Origin of the sequence: Streptomyces odontomachicola (genome assembly GCF_039605595.1) — a bacterium.
Taxonomy (GTDB): domain Bacteria; phylum Actinomycetota; class Actinomycetes; order Streptomycetales; family Streptomycetaceae; genus Streptomyces.
The window spans coordinates 296,246-311,692 of record NZ_JBCFOK010000010.1 but is presented as its reverse complement, the minus strand read 5'-3'; the positions used below and the strand labels follow the sequence as shown (position 1 = coordinate 311,692).

At 71.7% G+C, this 15,447-nt stretch carries 14 protein-coding genes; all 14 read left to right on the top strand.

Annotated elements, in window-relative coordinates; all coding sequences use genetic code 11:
• Positions 1–134: 134 nt before the first annotated feature.
• On the top strand, positions 135–884 hold the full coding sequence (locus tag ABEE00_RS20630; protein ID WP_345747053.1) for a CBS domain-containing protein: 750 nt from the start codon (positions 135–137) through the stop codon (positions 882–884).
• 152 nt (positions 885–1,036) lie between these two features.
• Positions 1,037–2,200 (top strand): 4Fe-4S dicluster domain-containing protein, encoded by a 1,164-nt coding sequence (locus ABEE00_RS20625; protein ID WP_345747052.1) that lies wholly within the window; start codon positions 1,037–1,039, stop codon positions 2,198–2,200.
• Positions 2,197–2,670 carry a cyclic nucleotide-binding domain-containing protein gene (locus tag ABEE00_RS20620; protein ID WP_345747051.1) on the top strand — a complete coding sequence of 158 codons (474 nt, stop codon included), beginning with the start codon at positions 2,197–2,199 and terminating at the stop codon, positions 2,668–2,670. The genes ABEE00_RS20625 and ABEE00_RS20620 overlap by 4 nt, the downstream gene beginning before the upstream one ends.
• Positions 2,667–3,524, top strand: a complete 858-nt coding sequence (locus tag ABEE00_RS20615; RefSeq protein ID WP_345747050.1) for an FAD/NAD(P)-binding protein — start codon at positions 2,667–2,669, stop codon at positions 3,522–3,524. Before ABEE00_RS20620 ends, ABEE00_RS20615 begins: the two co-directional genes overlap by 4 nt.
• Positions 3,525–4,313 (top strand): NADH-quinone oxidoreductase subunit B family protein, encoded by a 789-nt coding sequence (locus ABEE00_RS20610; protein ID WP_345747049.1) that lies wholly within the window; start codon positions 3,525–3,527, stop codon positions 4,311–4,313.
• Positions 4,310–5,647, top strand: a complete 1,338-nt coding sequence (locus ABEE00_RS20605) for a Ni/Fe hydrogenase subunit alpha (protein WP_345747048.1) — start codon at positions 4,310–4,312, stop codon at positions 5,645–5,647. Before ABEE00_RS20610 ends, ABEE00_RS20605 begins: the two co-directional genes overlap by 4 nt.
• A 42-nt stretch (positions 5,648–5,689) precedes the next feature.
• Positions 5,690–6,430 (top strand): CBS domain-containing protein, encoded by a 741-nt coding sequence (locus ABEE00_RS20600; protein WP_345747047.1) that lies wholly within the window; start codon positions 5,690–5,692, stop codon positions 6,428–6,430.
• 4 nt (positions 6,431–6,434) lie between these two features.
• The gene (hypD, locus tag ABEE00_RS20595) at positions 6,435–7,586 is read left to right on the top strand and encodes a hydrogenase formation protein HypD (RefSeq protein ID WP_345747046.1); all 1,152 of its coding nucleotides are present in this window, start codon (positions 6,435–6,437) and stop codon (positions 7,584–7,586) included.
• A gap of 15 nt (positions 7,587–7,601) precedes the next feature.
• Positions 7,602–8,636, top strand: coding sequence for a hydrogenase expression/formation protein HypE (hypE, locus tag ABEE00_RS20590; protein WP_345747045.1), 1,035 nt, complete (start codon positions 7,602–7,604; stop codon positions 8,634–8,636).
• A gap of 685 nt (positions 8,637–9,321) precedes the next feature.
• Positions 9,322–11,466 (top strand): hypothetical protein, encoded by a 2,145-nt coding sequence (locus ABEE00_RS20585; RefSeq protein WP_345747044.1) that lies wholly within the window; start codon positions 9,322–9,324, stop codon positions 11,464–11,466.
• Between the two features lie 329 nt (positions 11,467–11,795).
• On the top strand, positions 11,796–12,020 hold the full coding sequence (locus ABEE00_RS20580; RefSeq protein ID WP_345747043.1) for a hypothetical protein: 225 nt from the start codon (positions 11,796–11,798) through the stop codon (positions 12,018–12,020).
• Between the two features lie 29 nt (positions 12,021–12,049).
• Positions 12,050–13,012, top strand: a complete 963-nt coding sequence (locus ABEE00_RS20575) for an ABC transporter ATP-binding protein (RefSeq protein WP_345747042.1) — start codon at positions 12,050–12,052, stop codon at positions 13,010–13,012.
• A gap of 5 nt (positions 13,013–13,017) precedes the next feature.
• Positions 13,018–14,223, top strand: a complete 1,206-nt coding sequence (locus ABEE00_RS20570; RefSeq protein ID WP_345747041.1) for an ABC transporter permease — start codon at positions 13,018–13,020, stop codon at positions 14,221–14,223.
• The gene (locus ABEE00_RS20565; protein WP_345747040.1) at positions 14,220–15,410 is read left to right on the top strand and encodes an ABC transporter permease; all 1,191 of its coding nucleotides are present in this window, start codon (positions 14,220–14,222) and stop codon (positions 15,408–15,410) included. Before ABEE00_RS20570 ends, ABEE00_RS20565 begins: the two co-directional genes overlap by 4 nt.
• Positions 15,411–15,447: the final 37 nt, after the last annotated feature.

The window sequence follows — 15,447 nt, the reverse complement described above, 5'->3', positions numbered from 1 at the left end:
ACTCGCCCTCGACGCCCGCGTCCGCCTGATGCCGCGCGCCCACCGCGACCCGCACCTGCGCAAGCTCCGCTCCGCGCCCAAGCCCCGCTGAACGCGCAGCCCCACCGAGGAGATTCCGCCGAGGAGACCCCGCCATGAAGCACCGCACGATCCAGAACGTCATGACCTCCGACGTCGTACACGCCACTCCCGGCACCCCCTTCAAGGAGGTCGCGGAACTGCTCGCCGTCAACCGCATCAGCGGACTGCCCGTCATCAACGAGAACAAGCGAGTCGTCGGCGTCGTCTCCGAAACCGACCTGATGGAGCGACAGGCCGCGCAGAGCAACCGCGAGGAGCGCGACCGCAAGCACGTCCGCTCCTCCTGGCTCGGCCGCCCCCTGCGCCGCCACCTGCCCCAGCGCGCCAACGCCAAGGCCCACGCGATCACCGCCAACCAGCTCATGTCCGCACCGCCGGTGACCGTGCGCCCCTCCCAGACCGTGACGGAGGCGGCACGCATCATGTCCGAACACGGCGTAGAGCGTCTCCCCGTGATCGACGACGACGGCCGCCTCCTGGGCATCGTCACCCGGCACGACCTGCTGCGGGTCTTCCTGCGCCGGGACGAGGAGATCCGCGCCGAAGTCGTCAACGAGGTGCTCATCCGCACTCTCTGGCTGACCAGCAGGTCGCTGGAGGTCACCGTCCACAAAGGCGTGGTCACCCTGGAGGGGCAGCTGGAGCGCAGCAGCGAGATCCCCATCGCCCTGCGCATGACCGCCCGCATCGACGGCGTCGTCTCCGTGGTCGACAAGCTCACCTACCGCCTCGACGACAGCCACACCCAGCCCACCGAACAGGCGCTGCAAGGCATCGCCGACGACTGGCTGCGCAAGCTGTGAGAAGGGGAGCCCCGGCCTCAACGGCCCTGCCGCGTACCGGAGATGTGCCCCGGGCGGCTCCGCCGAAAGGGCCGGACGGCCCCGCTCCCCCGCCGCGGCGCGCACTGAGGATGAAACGGGTACGAAGCGCCACCCGCCCGGGAGGGACAGCGATGACGGACTCCGCGCCCCATGAGGCCGTGCTCGACACGGCAGGGCTGGAAACGCTGGTGCGGGAACTCGCGGCGCGCGGCCGTACCGTGGTCGGGCCGACCGTGCGCGACGGCGCCATCGTGCTCGCGGAGCTGGAGTCGGCGGCCCAATTGCCCTACGGCTGGGGCGTGGAGCTGGAGGCCGGGCACTACCGGCTGCGGCGGCGCGAGGACGGCGCGGCCTTCGCGCACAGCGCGGGCCCGCAGTCGTGGAAGACCTTCCTGCACCCCGAGCGGGTGCGCCAGTGGAGCGCGGAGCGGGACGCGGACGGCGCCATGACGGTGACCCCCGAGCGCGCCGAGCAGCCCCGCTACGCCTTCCTCGGCGTACGGCCCTGCGACCTGCGGGCCATCGCCATCCAGGACCGCGTGCTGGCAGGGGGCCGGTACGCGGATGACGGCTACCGGGAGCGCAGGAGGGGGGCGTTCCTGGTAGCCGTCGAATGCACCGAGTCCGGGGCCACCTGCTTCTGCGTCTCCATGGGCACGGGACCGGGTACGGACGCCGGTTTCGACCTCGCCCTGACCGAGGTGATCGACGCGGACGGGCACCGCTTCCTGGTACGCGCCGGCAGCGCGGAGGGCGCCGACGTACTCGCCGCCCTCCCGCAACGGCAGGCCGACGCGGCCACCCGCGACGGCGCGCAGGCCGCGGTGGCTGCCGCCGCCGAGCGCATGGGCCGCTCCATGCCGCCGGTGAGCCTGCGCGCGCTGATGGGCGAAAGCCTGGAGGCCGAGCGCTGGAACGACGTGGCCGCGCGCTGCCTGACCTGCGGCAACTGCACCATGGTGTGCCCCACCTGCTTCTGCACCACCACCGAGGACGTCACCGACCTGACCGGCGACCACGCCGAGCGCTGGCGGCGCTGGGACTCCTGCTTCGACCTGGACTTCTCCTATCTGCACGGCGGGCCCGTACGCGCCTCGGGACGCAGCCGCTACCGCCAGTGGCTCACCCACAAACTCGGCACCTGGCACGAGCAGTTCGGCAGCTCGGGCTGCGTGGGCTGCGGTCGCTGCATCGTGTGGTGCCCGGTCGGCATCGACATCACCGAGGAGGCGTGGGCCCTGCACGCGGAGAACCCACAGAACGCGGAGAACCCACACAGCGAGGGACCCCGATGAGCCACACCTCGGCGTTGCTCGCCGAACTGCCGCCCCACCGGGCCGAGCAGTTGATGCGGGCCGCCCGCGAGGTGACCTTCCCCGCGGGCACCCGCATCTTCGCCGAGGGCCACCGTGCCCAGCGCTTCTGGGTGCTGCGCAGCGGCACGGTCGCCCTCGACTCACACGTGCCCGGCCGCCGCGCCCCCGTCGTCGAGACACTGAGCCACGGCGACCTGCTCGGCTGGTCCTGGCTCTTCCCGCCCTACACCTGGCACCTGGGCGCCAGAGCGGTCACGGAGGTGCGCGCGTACGAGTTCGACGCAGGGGCCGTACGGGTGCTGATGCGGGACGATCCGGGGCTGGACGCCGCGGTCACGCGCTACGTGGCCGAGGTCGTCGCGGAGCGGCTGAAGGCCACCCGGATGCGGCTGCTCGACCTGTACGGGCCGCACGGCAGCGGACCGCACGGCAGCGGAACCGCGATATGACCGGCGTCGCAGGCCCAGCCACGGGCTCCGCCGCCCCACGCTCGGAGGCCGGAGCCGCCCTCCCCCTGCCGCACCGTGTCCTGTGGTCGCGGCAGGAGAGCGCGGACACCGTCTCCTTCCGGCTGGAGCCCGTGGCCGAGACGCTTCCGGCCTTCGCGCCGGGGCAGTTCGCGATGGTGTACGCGTTCGGCGTCGGCGAGATCCCGGTGTCCGTGTCCGGCATCGCGGGCCCCGGCGTGATCCACACGGTGCGGGGCGTGGGCGCCGTCTCGGAAGCACTGTGCCGGCTGCGGGCGGGGGACGTCGTGGGGCTGCGCGGTCCTTTCGGTACCGACTGGGGACTGGATAGGGCCGCGGGACACGACCTGCTGATCCTCGCCGGAGGAATCGGCCTGGCCCCGCTGCGCCCCCTGGTACAGGCCGTGCTCGACAGCCCCCGCCGCTACGGCCGCGCGCACCTCCTCATCGGCGCCCGCACACCAGCCGATCTGCTCTACCGCGAAGAGCTGCACCGCTGGCGCACCGCACACCCCCGGGTCACCGTCGACCGGCCCGACGCGCACTGGAGCGGGCATGTCGGGGTGGTCACCGGTCTCCTCGCCCTCGCCGACTTCGCCCCGCACAACACCACCGCTTTCGTCTGCGGCCCCGAGGCCATGATCCGCGCCAGCGCGAACGCGCTGATCCAGGGCGGGGTGCCCGCACACCGCGTCCGCGTCTCCCTGGAGCGCAACATGCGCTGCGCCACCGGCCATTGCGGCCACTGCCAGCTCGGCCCGCTCCTGCTGTGCCGCGACGGCCCGGTCATCGGCTGGGACCGCGCGCAACCCCTGCTGACCGTACGGGAGCTGTAGATGAGCGAGCACGCACGACCCACCTTGGCCGTCTTCAAGTTCGCCTCCTGCGACGGCTGCCAGCTCACCCTCCTGGACTGCGAGGACGAACTCCTCCCCCTAGCCGAGCAGATCGACATCGCGCACTTCACCGAGGCCACCAGCGCCAGCCGCCCTGGCCCGTACGACCTGGCCCTGGTCGAGGGCTCGGTGACCACCGCGGCCGACGCCGAGCGCATCCGCGTCGTACGGGAGCAGGCCCGGCATCTGGTGACCATCGGCGCCTGCGCCACCGCCGGCGGCATCCAGGCCCTGCGCGACTTCGCCGACATCGAGGAGTTCCGCAACGTCGTATACGCACGCCCTGACTACATCGACAGCCTCGCCACCTCCACTCCCGTCTCCGCCCACGTCGAGGTGGACTTCGAGCTGCGCGGATGCCCCATCGACCGCGGCCAGCTCCTGGAGGTGATCACCGCGTTCCTGGCGGGCCGCAGGCCCGGCATCCCCGACCACAGCGTCTGCTTCGCCTGCAAGCGGCGCGGCACCGTGTGCGTCACCGTCGCCCACGGCACGCCCTGCCTGGGCCCGGTCACCCACGCCGGGTGCGGCGCGATCTGCCCCGCCTATGGACGCGGCTGCTACGGCTGCTTCGGCCCCTCCGGGTCGGTCAACCTCCCCGCACAGATCCCCCTCTTGCGCCGCGACGGCATGTCGGAGCGGGACGTGGAGCGCTTCCTGCACACCTTCAACGCCGCCGCCTTCGCCCGCTACGACACCGGCGACGGGGTGCGGGAGGAGCGGCCATGACCCACCGAGGCTCACGCGTGCTGCACGTCGGCTCCCTCGCCCGCGTCGAGGGCGAGGGGTCGCTGAACCTGCGCGTCCACGACGGCACCGTCACCGAGGCGCAGTTGGCGATCTACGAACCGCCCCGCTTCTTCGAGGCGCTCCTGCGCGGCCGCGCCCACACCGAGCCGCCCGACATCACCGCCCGCATCTGCGGCATCTGCCCCGTCGCCTACCAGATGAGCGCCTGCGCCGCGGTCGAGGACGCCTGCGGCGTCGAGGTCGGCGGGCAACTGGCGGCGCTGCGCCGCCTGCTGTACTGCGGCGAGTGGATCGAAAGCCACGCCCTGCACCTGTACCTGCTACACGCCCCCGACTTCCTCGGCCGCGACAGCGCCGTCGAGCTGGCCCGCACCCACCGCGCCGAGGTCGAACGCGGCCTGCGCCTCAAGCAGGCCGGCAACGCCCTCATGGAGCTGCTGGGTGGCCGCGCCATCCACCCCGTGAACGTGTGCTTGGGCGGCTTCCACCGCGTACCCGCCCCCGATGAACTGCGCCCGCTGGCCGAGCAGTTGCGCCGCGCGGAAGAGGACGCCTGGGAGACGGTGCGCTGGGTCGCCGGTTTCGAGGTCCCGTACGCGCGCTGCGATGCCGATCTGCTGGCGCTGACCTGCCCGGATACGTACGCGATCGAGGCGGGCACCCCGACCGTGCTGCCCGCGGACGACGGGCCCCGGCGCACCTTCCCCACCGCCGAGTTCTCCCAGCACGTGGTGGAGGAGCAGGTGCCGCACTCCACCGCGCTGCAATCACGTCTGGACGGACGGCTGCATCTGACGGGGCCGCTGGCCCGCTTCGCCCTCAGCGGCCACCTCCTGCCCGACACCGCGCGGGAGGCCGCCCGCGCCGCCGGCATCGGCGATCCCCGCGAGGGCGCGGTGTGCCGCAACCCCTACCGCAGCGCGGCCATCCGCGCGGTCGAGGTCTTCTACGCCGTCGGCGAGGCGCGGCGCCTCATCGAGGCCTACGAGCGGCCCTCCCCCGCCCGGCTGGAGGTACCGCCGCGTGCCGCCACAGGGCACGGCGCCACCGAGGCACCGCGCGGGCTGCTCTACCACCGCTACGCGCTGACGGCCGAGGGCACCGTGGCCGACGCCGTCATCGTCCCGCCCACCGCGCAGAACCAGGCCGCCATCGAGGAGGACCTGCGCCAACACGTGCAGGCGGCGCTGGACGCCCACTCCCCTGCCACCGACGCGGAGTTGTCCGCCCTGTGCGAGCGGGCGATCCGCAACTACGACCCGTGCATCTCCTGCTCCACCCACTTCCTCGACCTGACGGTCGAGCGCACCTGAGAGCAGCCGCATACATGGAGTGGCCGCCCCGAGGAGGCCCCGATGGAACACACGCCGCACACCGTCAACGATGTCATGACGCACACCGTCATCGCCGTGGGCCGGCACGCCGCCTTCAAGGAGATCGTGCGGACCATGGAGCAGTGGAAGGTCAGCGCTCTCCCCGTCCTGGCCGGCGACGGGCGGGTCATCGGCGTCGTCTCCGAGGCCGACCTGCTGCACAAGGAGGAATTCCACGACCGCGAACCGGAACGGATAGAGACCAACCGCCGCCTCGCCGCCCTGGGCAAGTCCGGCGGCATGACGGCCTGGGAGCTGATGACGGCGCCCGCCGTGTGCGTGCACGCCGACGCCGCCCTGCCCGAGGCTGCCCGGATCATGGCGCTCCAGGAGGTCAAACGCCTGCCGGTGGTCAATGACGAAGGGGCGCTGGAGGGCATCGTGAGCCGCAGCGACCTGCTGAAGGTCTTCCTGCGCGGCGACGACGAACTCGCCCACGAGGTGCGGGAGCATCTGCACCGCCTCTTTCCCGGCCCCCTCGACCCGCTCGACGTCACCGTCGAGGAAGGTGTCGTCACCGTGACCGGCGTCGTACGCGATGCGTCCTTCATCCCCGTGGCCGGGCGCCTGATCCGCGGCGTCGAGGGCGTCGTCGGTGTCCACTGCCGGCTGGCCGGCGCCCATGACGCTGCCGCTGCAGCCACGGCCAGGGCCGCCGTCGCCGAATCCACCTCCGCTTCCGCCTCCGACCCCGGCGAAGGGCAGGAGCCGAAGGGGACGTGACCGGATGAAGTACCTCGACGAATACCGCGATCCCGCCCTCGCCCGCACGCTCCTGGAGGAGCTGGGCCGCACCGCCACCCACCCCTGGCAGATCATGGAGGTGTGCGGCGGTCAGACGCACACCCTGGTCAAGCAGGGCATCGACGAACTGCTGCCCTCGGGCGTCCGCATGGTGCACGGCCCCGGCTGCCCCGTGTGCGTCACCCCGCTGGAAACCCTGGACCGCGCCCTCGCCCTCGCCGCACGCCCCGAAGTCACCCTCACCAGCTTCGGCGACATGCTGCGCGTCCCCGGCTCGGACTGCGACCTGCTCGCCCTGCGGGCCAGGGGCGCCGACGTACGGGTCGTCTACTCCCCCATGGAGGCGGTGCGCCTGGCCGCCGAACATCCCGAGCGCGACGTGGTGTTCCTCGCGGTGGGCTTCGAGACCACCGCACCCGCCAACGCCATGGCCGTGCTGCACGCCGAGCACCTGGGCCTGCCCAACTTCAGCCTGCTGGTCAGCCACGTCCTGGTGCCGCCCGCCATGACCGCGCTGCTGGAGTCCCCGGAGTGCGCGGTCCAGGCGTTCCTGGCTGCGGGGCACGTGTGCACGGTCATGGGCTGGACCGAGTACGAGCCGCTGGCCGCCCGCTACCGCGTGCCCATCGTGGTCACCGGCTTCGAGCCGCTGGACCTGCTGGAGGGCATCCTCCTCGCCGTCCGGCAGCTGGAGCAGGGCAGGGCCGAGGTGGAGAACCAGTACGCCCGCGCGGTCCGCCGCACCGGCAACCGGCAGGCCCGCTCGGTCGTGGAACGGGTCTTCACCGTCACCGACCGGCCCTGGCGCGGCCTGGGCACGCTCCCCGCCAGCGGGCTCCAACTGCGCCCCGAATACGCCGCGTTCGACGCCGCCCGCCGCTACGACATCGGCGGCCTGCACCCCGCCGAGCACCCGGAGTGCATCGCCGGGGACATCCTCACCGGCGCCCGGCTGCCCACCGACTGCACCGCCTACGGCACCCGCTGCACGCCCCGCACACCGCTCGGCGCGCCCATGGTCTCGGCCGAGGGCACCTGCGCCGCCTTCCACAGCGCGGGCCGCGCTCCCTCGGCCGCTCCGGTCCCTCGGGCGCACGAAGTGCGAGCCCACCGGGCGGACGAGGCCCGCCACTGACCCCAGGAGCCCGTCATGACCACCGACTGCCCCCTCCCCCACACCGAGAGCGAGCGCACCCTGCTCGGTCACGGCGCCGGGGGACGCCTCGGCGCCGAGCTGCTGGAGGCACTGGTACTGCCGGCCCTGGGCGGCCCGCAAGGACCGCTGGAGGACGCCGCGTTACTGCCGGGGCACCCTCAACTCGTCGTCTCCACGGACAGCTTCGTGGTCAGCCCCCTCTTCTACCCCGGCGGGGACATCGGCTCCCTCGCCGTGCACGGCACCGTGAACGACCTGGCCATGCGCGGCGCCCAGCCACTCGCCCTCTCCCTGGCGCTGATCATCGAGGAGGGCCTGCCGCTGGCCGAGCTCCGCGCGGTCCTGGACTCGGCGGGCAAGGCCGCGCACGAGGTGGGCGTCCCCGTCATCACCGGGGACACCAAGGTGGTGGGCCGCGGCGCAGCCGACCGGCTCTTCCTCAACACCACCGGGATCGGCCACCGCACCGACGGCCTGCGCCCCTCAGCCGCCCGCGCACAACCGGGCGACGCGGTCCTGCTCTCCGGCCCCCTCGGCCTGCACGGCACCGCCGTTCTCAGCACCCGCGAGGGGCTCGGCTTCGAGACCGACATCGCCTCCGACAGCCGCCCCCTGCACCGCCTCGTACGGGCGATGTCCCCCCTCGGCGGCGACCTGCACACCCTGCGCGACCCCACTCGCGGCGGGCTCGCCGCGGCCCTCAACGAAATCTCCCGCGACGCCGGTGTGGCCGTACGCATCGAGGAGAGCGCCCTGCCCGTCCCCGCCCCCGTGGCCGCCGCCTGCGAACTTTTGGGCCTGGATGTGCTGCACGTGGCCAACGAGGGCTGCCTCGTCGCCTTCGTACCCGAGCAGTACGCCGGGACCGCGCTGACCGCGATGCGCGCTCTCCCCGAAGGGGCGGGCGCGGTACGCATCGGAGAGGTGCTCCCCGCCGAAGGGCCCTGCCGGGTCACCCTGCGCACCACGATCGGCGCCACCCGTGTCCTGGACATGCCGCTCGGGGAGCTCCTCCCGCGCATCTGCTGATCGTGATCCGGATACTTCCGGTGCACGATGCGGAGCTCCTCAGGTGCGGACTGGCAGCGCTGATCAAGAGTGCACTCGATATGACCAGCACGGCACTGCCCCGGCGCGAAGCACTTCGCCACTTTGGTACGGCCTCAGCAGACATCTACGTGGACCGCATCGACGCCACCCGCATCGCCCGGGAGCGAGCAGGTTGGCACTATGCGCCCTGCAGGCGTGCGCTGGATGCAGTAGTTCTGGGTCCGCTGGTTCCCCTGTTCGGAGGCGAACCAGCTGCACCTGGGTCGGCGGGCGGGACAGTCCAGCACCCAGTATCAAATGAGGGGGCATCGCCACCCGAGGCTTGGCCCGGCAGGCTCCGGCGGAGTGCTCGACTGCTGACACAGCACCGCAGAACAGCGGCGGAGGAAGGGGGCTCATCGTGGTGAACTTGGTCCTGCGGCTGACAGAACACGCTCGGCGTGGCCGGTGGTTGGACTTGGCCGGCGATGAGGTGGTTACCGAAGCTGCGATGCGTACCTGGCGCCGCTCCCGCACGCTCCGAGCCTCGGCGATCAGAGACCTCCTGCGGGGTCGACACCCCGTTTCGGGTGACGAGCTTTCCCTCGACCCCCATGGGGTGCGCCTCCGCGGCGCGCGCATCACAGGCTGCATTGACCTGGACGGTCTCACGGGTGAGCGCCGCTTGGAGCTGAACGCTTGCTGGCTGACGGACGGCCTGACCGCTCAAGGCGTCAAGCTCCCGGAAATCAGCCTGGACGAATGCCTCATCGAACGGGCGCAGGCAGCGCCCGTGAACTGCCAGCGCGCATGCGTCTCAAGGCTCAGCATGTCCGGGACAACAGTGATCGGCACGTGTGAAGACGGCGCGGTCTGGTTGGAAGACGCCGAAATGTCCCGGATGAGCCTTGAGAAGGCCCGGCTCCGCAACACCACTGGACCTGCCCTCGATGCAGACGGCGCACACATCACCGGCAACGCCTACCTCGACGATCTCAAGGCCACCAGCGAGAGCAGTGTGGGGACGGTCCTACTGTGCAGGGTTTGCATCGGCGGCGTACTCGATTGCAGCGAAGCCCGTCTGCGCAATACATCCACCGGCCCAGCCCTCGCGGCCGACGGCGCCAGCATCACTGACAACATCTACCTGAGCAGGCTCAAGGCATCCAGTGCGAGCAGTCGGGGAACAATCCGGCTAATAGGCACTCAAGTCGGCGGCCAACTCTCCTGCCAGGAATCCAGGCTCCGCAACGCCGACGGGCCCGCCCTCCAGGCCGACGGGCTAAAGATCGAACACAACATGTGGCTCACGGGGCTCAAGGCATGGAGTAAGAGCAGCGAGGGCACCATCCGACTGCGGAGCGCTCGGGTCGGTGGCCAATTCGGCTGCGAAAACGCCAGGTTCCACAGCACCGCCGGATCCGCTCTCGACGCCCCCTACCTCAATGTCGGCGGTACCGCCTTCTCCCAAGGGCTCAGAGCGACCAGCAAAGGCAGAAAACACTCTGCCGATTTAGAAATGGCCCGCATCGCGGAAACCTTCGACTGCCGCGAATCCCGACTACGCAACACCACCGGCTCAGCACTCAATGCGGAAGGACTGGAAGTCGGCCAGGACTTCCTGTTCAACGGCTCAGTAGCGACCAGCAGAGGCGAGTACGGCACGGTGCGGTTGCTAGGGGCCCGTATCGGTCACCAGCTCCACTTCTTCCGAGCTCGCCTGCACAACACCTCCACCGGCCCCGCCCTTACCGCCGATGGTCTGCGCGTTACAGGGAAAGCGAGTTTCGACAGCATCGTAGCGAGCAGCAAGAGCGAGCACGGAACGCTCCGGCTGGCCGGAGCCCGCTTGGGCGGTCAACTGGTGTGCGTCGACGCACGGTTACGCTGCTCCTCCGGACCAGCAGTGATGGGACAAGACCTTCACGTCACTCAAAGCTTCTTCCTCAGAGGAAAATTCACGGCAGCATGCGCCGACGACGGCACCATGAATTTGAATGGCGCGAGCATCACCGGCCGCCTTTCCTGTAACAGCGTCCAATTGCGCAATTCATCGGGACCGGCACTGGTCGCCATAAGCATGTGCGTCGGTAAGGACCTCATACTGGCAGGCGATTTTGAGGCACGCGGCAGCGGCGAAGCGTGGGAGACTCTGGTTCTGCGGGGAGCATGCATCACCGGCCGTCTGGAGTTCGCACCTGCGCGCCTGGAGAACACTGCATCCAGCAGGCACCTCCTCGATATCGACGGAATGACCTATACAGGTCTCCCCCTCAGCGCTCCCCTGCACCGATGGCTGGACTGGCTGCGGCGGGGCACCGGCGAGTACGCCGCCCAGCCGTATCAACAGTTGGCCGCAGTCCACCGGGCGGCCGGCCACGACCACGACGTACGGCGCATTCTGATGACCCAGCGTGAGGACCAACTGGCCCGCGGACGGGCGCTGTCGGGGAGATGGGATCGGGCGTGGGGACGGCTGACCGGGCTTACGCTCGGCTACGGCTACCAGCCCTGGCGGGCCCTGCTGTTCCTGCTGGCCGTGGCCCTCATAGCCCTGACGCTGGCACTGTCCCTGGGCACGCACGGCGCACTGGTCCGGGCTGCCGGGCCCGGGAAAGGCACGGTGGAGTGTTCAACGGTGCAGCAGGTATCGGTCGGACTGGAACTCGGGCTGCCGCTGGTGAAGGCAGGCATCCGACGCTGCGTCGTCACCGACAGTGGTACAGGGCAGGCTCTGGCCGCTAGTGGCTTGGCGCTCCAAGGGCTGTCCTGGGCGTTCGCGACCCTGTTCGTAGCCGGCTTCACCGGGGCAGTCCGCAAGTCACCCTGAACCGCTAGCTCGAGCGCGGCTTTGCGGCATGCCCGTCTACGGGGACGAGAGGCTTCCTTCCCACCCCTTCCGCTGGATGACGAGAGCACCGGGGCACCGCTCTCCAGGCTGGCCAGGAGGCCCTTTTGTTGCTGTGCGCGCTTCCTCTGACCCGGCGCCGCAACCTGTCCGCAGCCGCATGGAGTTGCGAAGGCGGCCTCCCATGTGCAGCGGCTGCTGCCGCGGGACCCTCGGCCCCACTGTGCCCCGCTCGGCCCGCAGCGCTCCGGGCGCGGGCGCGGCAGCATGCCCCCAAGGACACGGGATGCTCTCCGCGGGAGGTGGGCCCGATGATCCCCCTGGTTCTCCTCGCCGCCGCCGTCATCGGGGCGGTGCTCATCTTCGGCCCCAGCAGCTTCGTCGTCGGGGTCATGCTGCTGGGCGGCGGCCTGCTGGGACTGATGGTCTTCGTCGCCACCACGAGCGCGCACGGCCGCCCCGGCGAGACCGGCTCCGTGGTCGAGGAGCGGCACTACATCGGCAACGTCCCCGAGCGCGAGCGGCGCCGGCGGTGACCGCTCCCGGGTCCGCGGACCGCACGGCGGTGCGGGCGGACTCTGACGGGGAACTCCTGCGCTGCGACGGCTTGGTGCGCCGCTTCGGCGAGCGGGTGGCGGTGGACGGCGTGAGCCTGACCGTCGCGCCGGGCGAGACCTACGGCCTGCTCGGCCCCAACGGCGCGGGCAAGACCACCGCCATCCGCATGGTGTGCGGACTGCTGCGCCCGGACGGCGGGGAGGTGCGCGTCTCCGGGCACCGCGTCGGCACGGGCGCCGGGCCGGCCAAGCGGCTGATCGGCTACGTGCCGCAGGACGTGGCCCTCTACCCGGACCTGACGGTGCGTGAGAACCTGCGCTTCTTCGGCCGCCTGCACTCCCTCCCCCGCCGCCGCCTGGAACAGCGCGTGCACGAGGTACTGGACCTCATCGAGCTCGCCGACCGGGCGGGAGACCGGGTCGAGTCGCTGTCCGGCGGCATGCGCAGGCGGCTCAACATCGGCGCCGCGCTGGTGCATTCGCCCGCGCTGCTGGTGCTGGACGAACCCACCGTCGGCGTCGACCCGCAAAGCCGCCACGCGATCCTGGGCAGCGTGCGCCGCTTCGGCGCCGAGGGCATGGCCGTGCTCTACACCACGCACTACATGGAGGAGGCCGAGCGGCTGTGCGACCGCATCGGCATCATCGACCACGGAAAGCTGATCGCGGAGGGCACCTCGCGTGAGCTGGTGGCACTGGTGGGCGAGCGCGACCGGGTGCTGCTGACCGCCGCCGGAGACCTGAGCGGCTACGCGGCCGCATGCCGTCAACTGCCCCGCGTGGACAGGGCGGACGTGGGCGGCGAGCGGCACGACACCGTACAGGCCCTTGTGCGTGACGCGCGCAGCCTCCTGCCCGACCTCCTCGACCTGGCCCGCCGCGACGGGCTGCAGATCCGCGGCGTACGCATCGAAGAGCCCGACCTGGAGGCGGTCTTCCTCCACCTGACCGGCACCGCGCTGCGGGAGTGAGCTCCATGTACGCGGCCCTGCGCTCCACCGTTCCCGCCGCCCTGCGCGCCGCCCTCGCCATCGCGCTGAAGGACCTGCGCCAACGGGTGCGCGACCGCTCCGCGTTCATCCTCTTCCTGCTCGCCCCCGTCCTCGTGTCCGGCCTGATGGCGATGGCCTTCTCCCGTACCGACCTGCACGCGGACGTGGGCGTGGTCAACCTCGACCACGGACCGGCGGCCACCGGGCTGGTGCGGGTCCTGAACGGGCGCGAGCTGCGGAACCTGGTGGACGTGCGCCCCTACGCAGACCGTACGGAAGCAGCACGGGCCGTCGAGGGCGAAAAGGTGGACGCCGCCGTGGTCATCCCCGCCGGATTCACCTCCGCGCTGGGCGGCCGCGGCAGCCCGCCCCCACTCACCGTCCTCGACCACGTGGACCAGCCGCTGGCCGCGCAGATCGTGCGCGCCGTGAGCCAGTCCTACGTGGCCCAGGTCAACGCCGACCGGCTCTCGGTGCGTACCGCCCTCGCCGCAGGCGCGCCCGCCGACCGCACCGCCCGGCTCGCCGCGGCGACGGGCAGGCTGGCGGTGCCCGAGCGCGTACGGGCGCTCGGGCTGAGCGACCACCGGCTGGAGACCATCAGCTACTTCGCCCCGGGAATGGGGATGTTCTTCGTGCTGTTCATGGTCGGCTTCGGCGCCCGCGGCTACTTCACCGAGCAGCGCCAGGGCACCCTGGACCGGATCGCGGCGGCTCCGGTGGGCCACCGCACGGTGCTGCTCGGCAAGTCCCTGAGCACCTTCGCCTACAGCCTGGCCTGCCTCTCTGCCGTGCTGGCCATCTCCTGGCTCGCCTTCGGCGCCCACTTCTCCGACCTCTGGGCCGTGGGCGCGCTGTGCGTCGCGATGGCCGTGGCGGTGGTGTGCCTGACCGCGCTGGTCATCACCCTGGCCCGCACCGAGCGGCAGGCGGACGCCATCGGCTCGCTGCTCACCTTCGTACTGGCGCTGATGGGCGGCAACTTCATCTTCGCCGCAGCCGGCCCTCCCCTGCTGCGGAAGCTGGCACTCTTCACCCCCAACGGCTGGGCCCTGCGCGGCTTCACCGACCTGGGCACCGGCGTACGCGGGCTGGCGGCCGTGGGAGCGCCGCTGATGGGCATCGGGATCTTCTGCCTGGGGGTGACCGCGGTGACGCTCGCGGTCAGCGGCCTGAGGAGGGCGCCGTGAACATCCCACGGCGGCCCGCGCCGCCTCCCGCGCTCGCGGTCACCCGTGCCAGCCTGACGCGGATGCTGCGCGACCGCACCGCGCTGTTCTTCATGGTGCTGCTCCCGGTCGCCGTCATCCTCGTCATCGGCGCCACCGTCAGCGACTTCGACCGCTTCCGCGTCGGCGTCGTCTCCGCTCCCTCCGGCCCCGTGGCGGCCGAGCTCACCGCGGCGCTCGACGCCTCCCCGGGCCTCAAGACCCGCCACTACGCCGACACCGGCGCGGCGCGCACCGCCCTGCGCCGCGTGGAACTCGACGCCGTCGTGGTCGTCCCGCGCCACCTGGACGCGGCGGTACGCGGCGGACGCGAGGTCACCGTCCCGGTCCTGGTCGAGCCGCACGGCAGCGCGGGCCCGGCCGCCGTCTCCTCGGTCTCCGCCGCCATCGCCCAGCACGCCGGGCGCCTGCAGGCCGCCCGCTTCGCCGTACGGGAGACGGGCGGAAGCTTCCAGGAGCGGCTGGCGACGGCACACCAAGCCCAGCGGCACACCGACCCGGTGCGGGTGGTCACGCACACGGCGGGTGGCAGCAGCAGGTTCCTGCCCCTCGGCTACAGCTACAGCACCCCCACCATGCTGGTGCTGTTCGTGTTCATCAACGCCCTCGCCTTCGGCTCGGCCCTCGTACAGACCCGCCAACTCGGCGTCCACGCACGCGCCCTGGCCGCACCGCTCGGCGCGCGCTCGATCGTCCTCGGCGAGACCCTGGCCTACGCCGCCCTCGCCCTCCTCCAGTCCCTGCTCATCGTCGCCGTCGGCACCCTGGTCTTCGGCATCTCCTGGGGCGACCCGCTCGCCGCCGGCGCGCTCCTGCTGGTGTGGGCGCTGGTGGGCACCGGTGCCGGGATGCTCTCCGGCGCCGCCTTCCGCACCCCCGAACAGGCCGGCGCGATCGGCCCCGCGCTCGGCATCGGCCTGGGGATGCTCGGCGGCTGCATGTGGCCGCTGGCCGTGGTGCCCGGCTGGCTGCGCGCCGCCGGCCACGCGGCCCCGCACGCGTGGGCCGTCGACGGCTGGACCGAGATCCTCTCGCACGGCGCCGGGCTCTCGGGCGTCGCGCACCAGTTGGGTGTCCTGGCCGCCTTCGCCGCTGGCCTTCTGTCGCTCGCTGCCGTACTGCTCCACCGCAGGCTCACCCGGGCGTGACACGGGGAAGTGGCGCATCACCGCTGCCGCGGGAGGA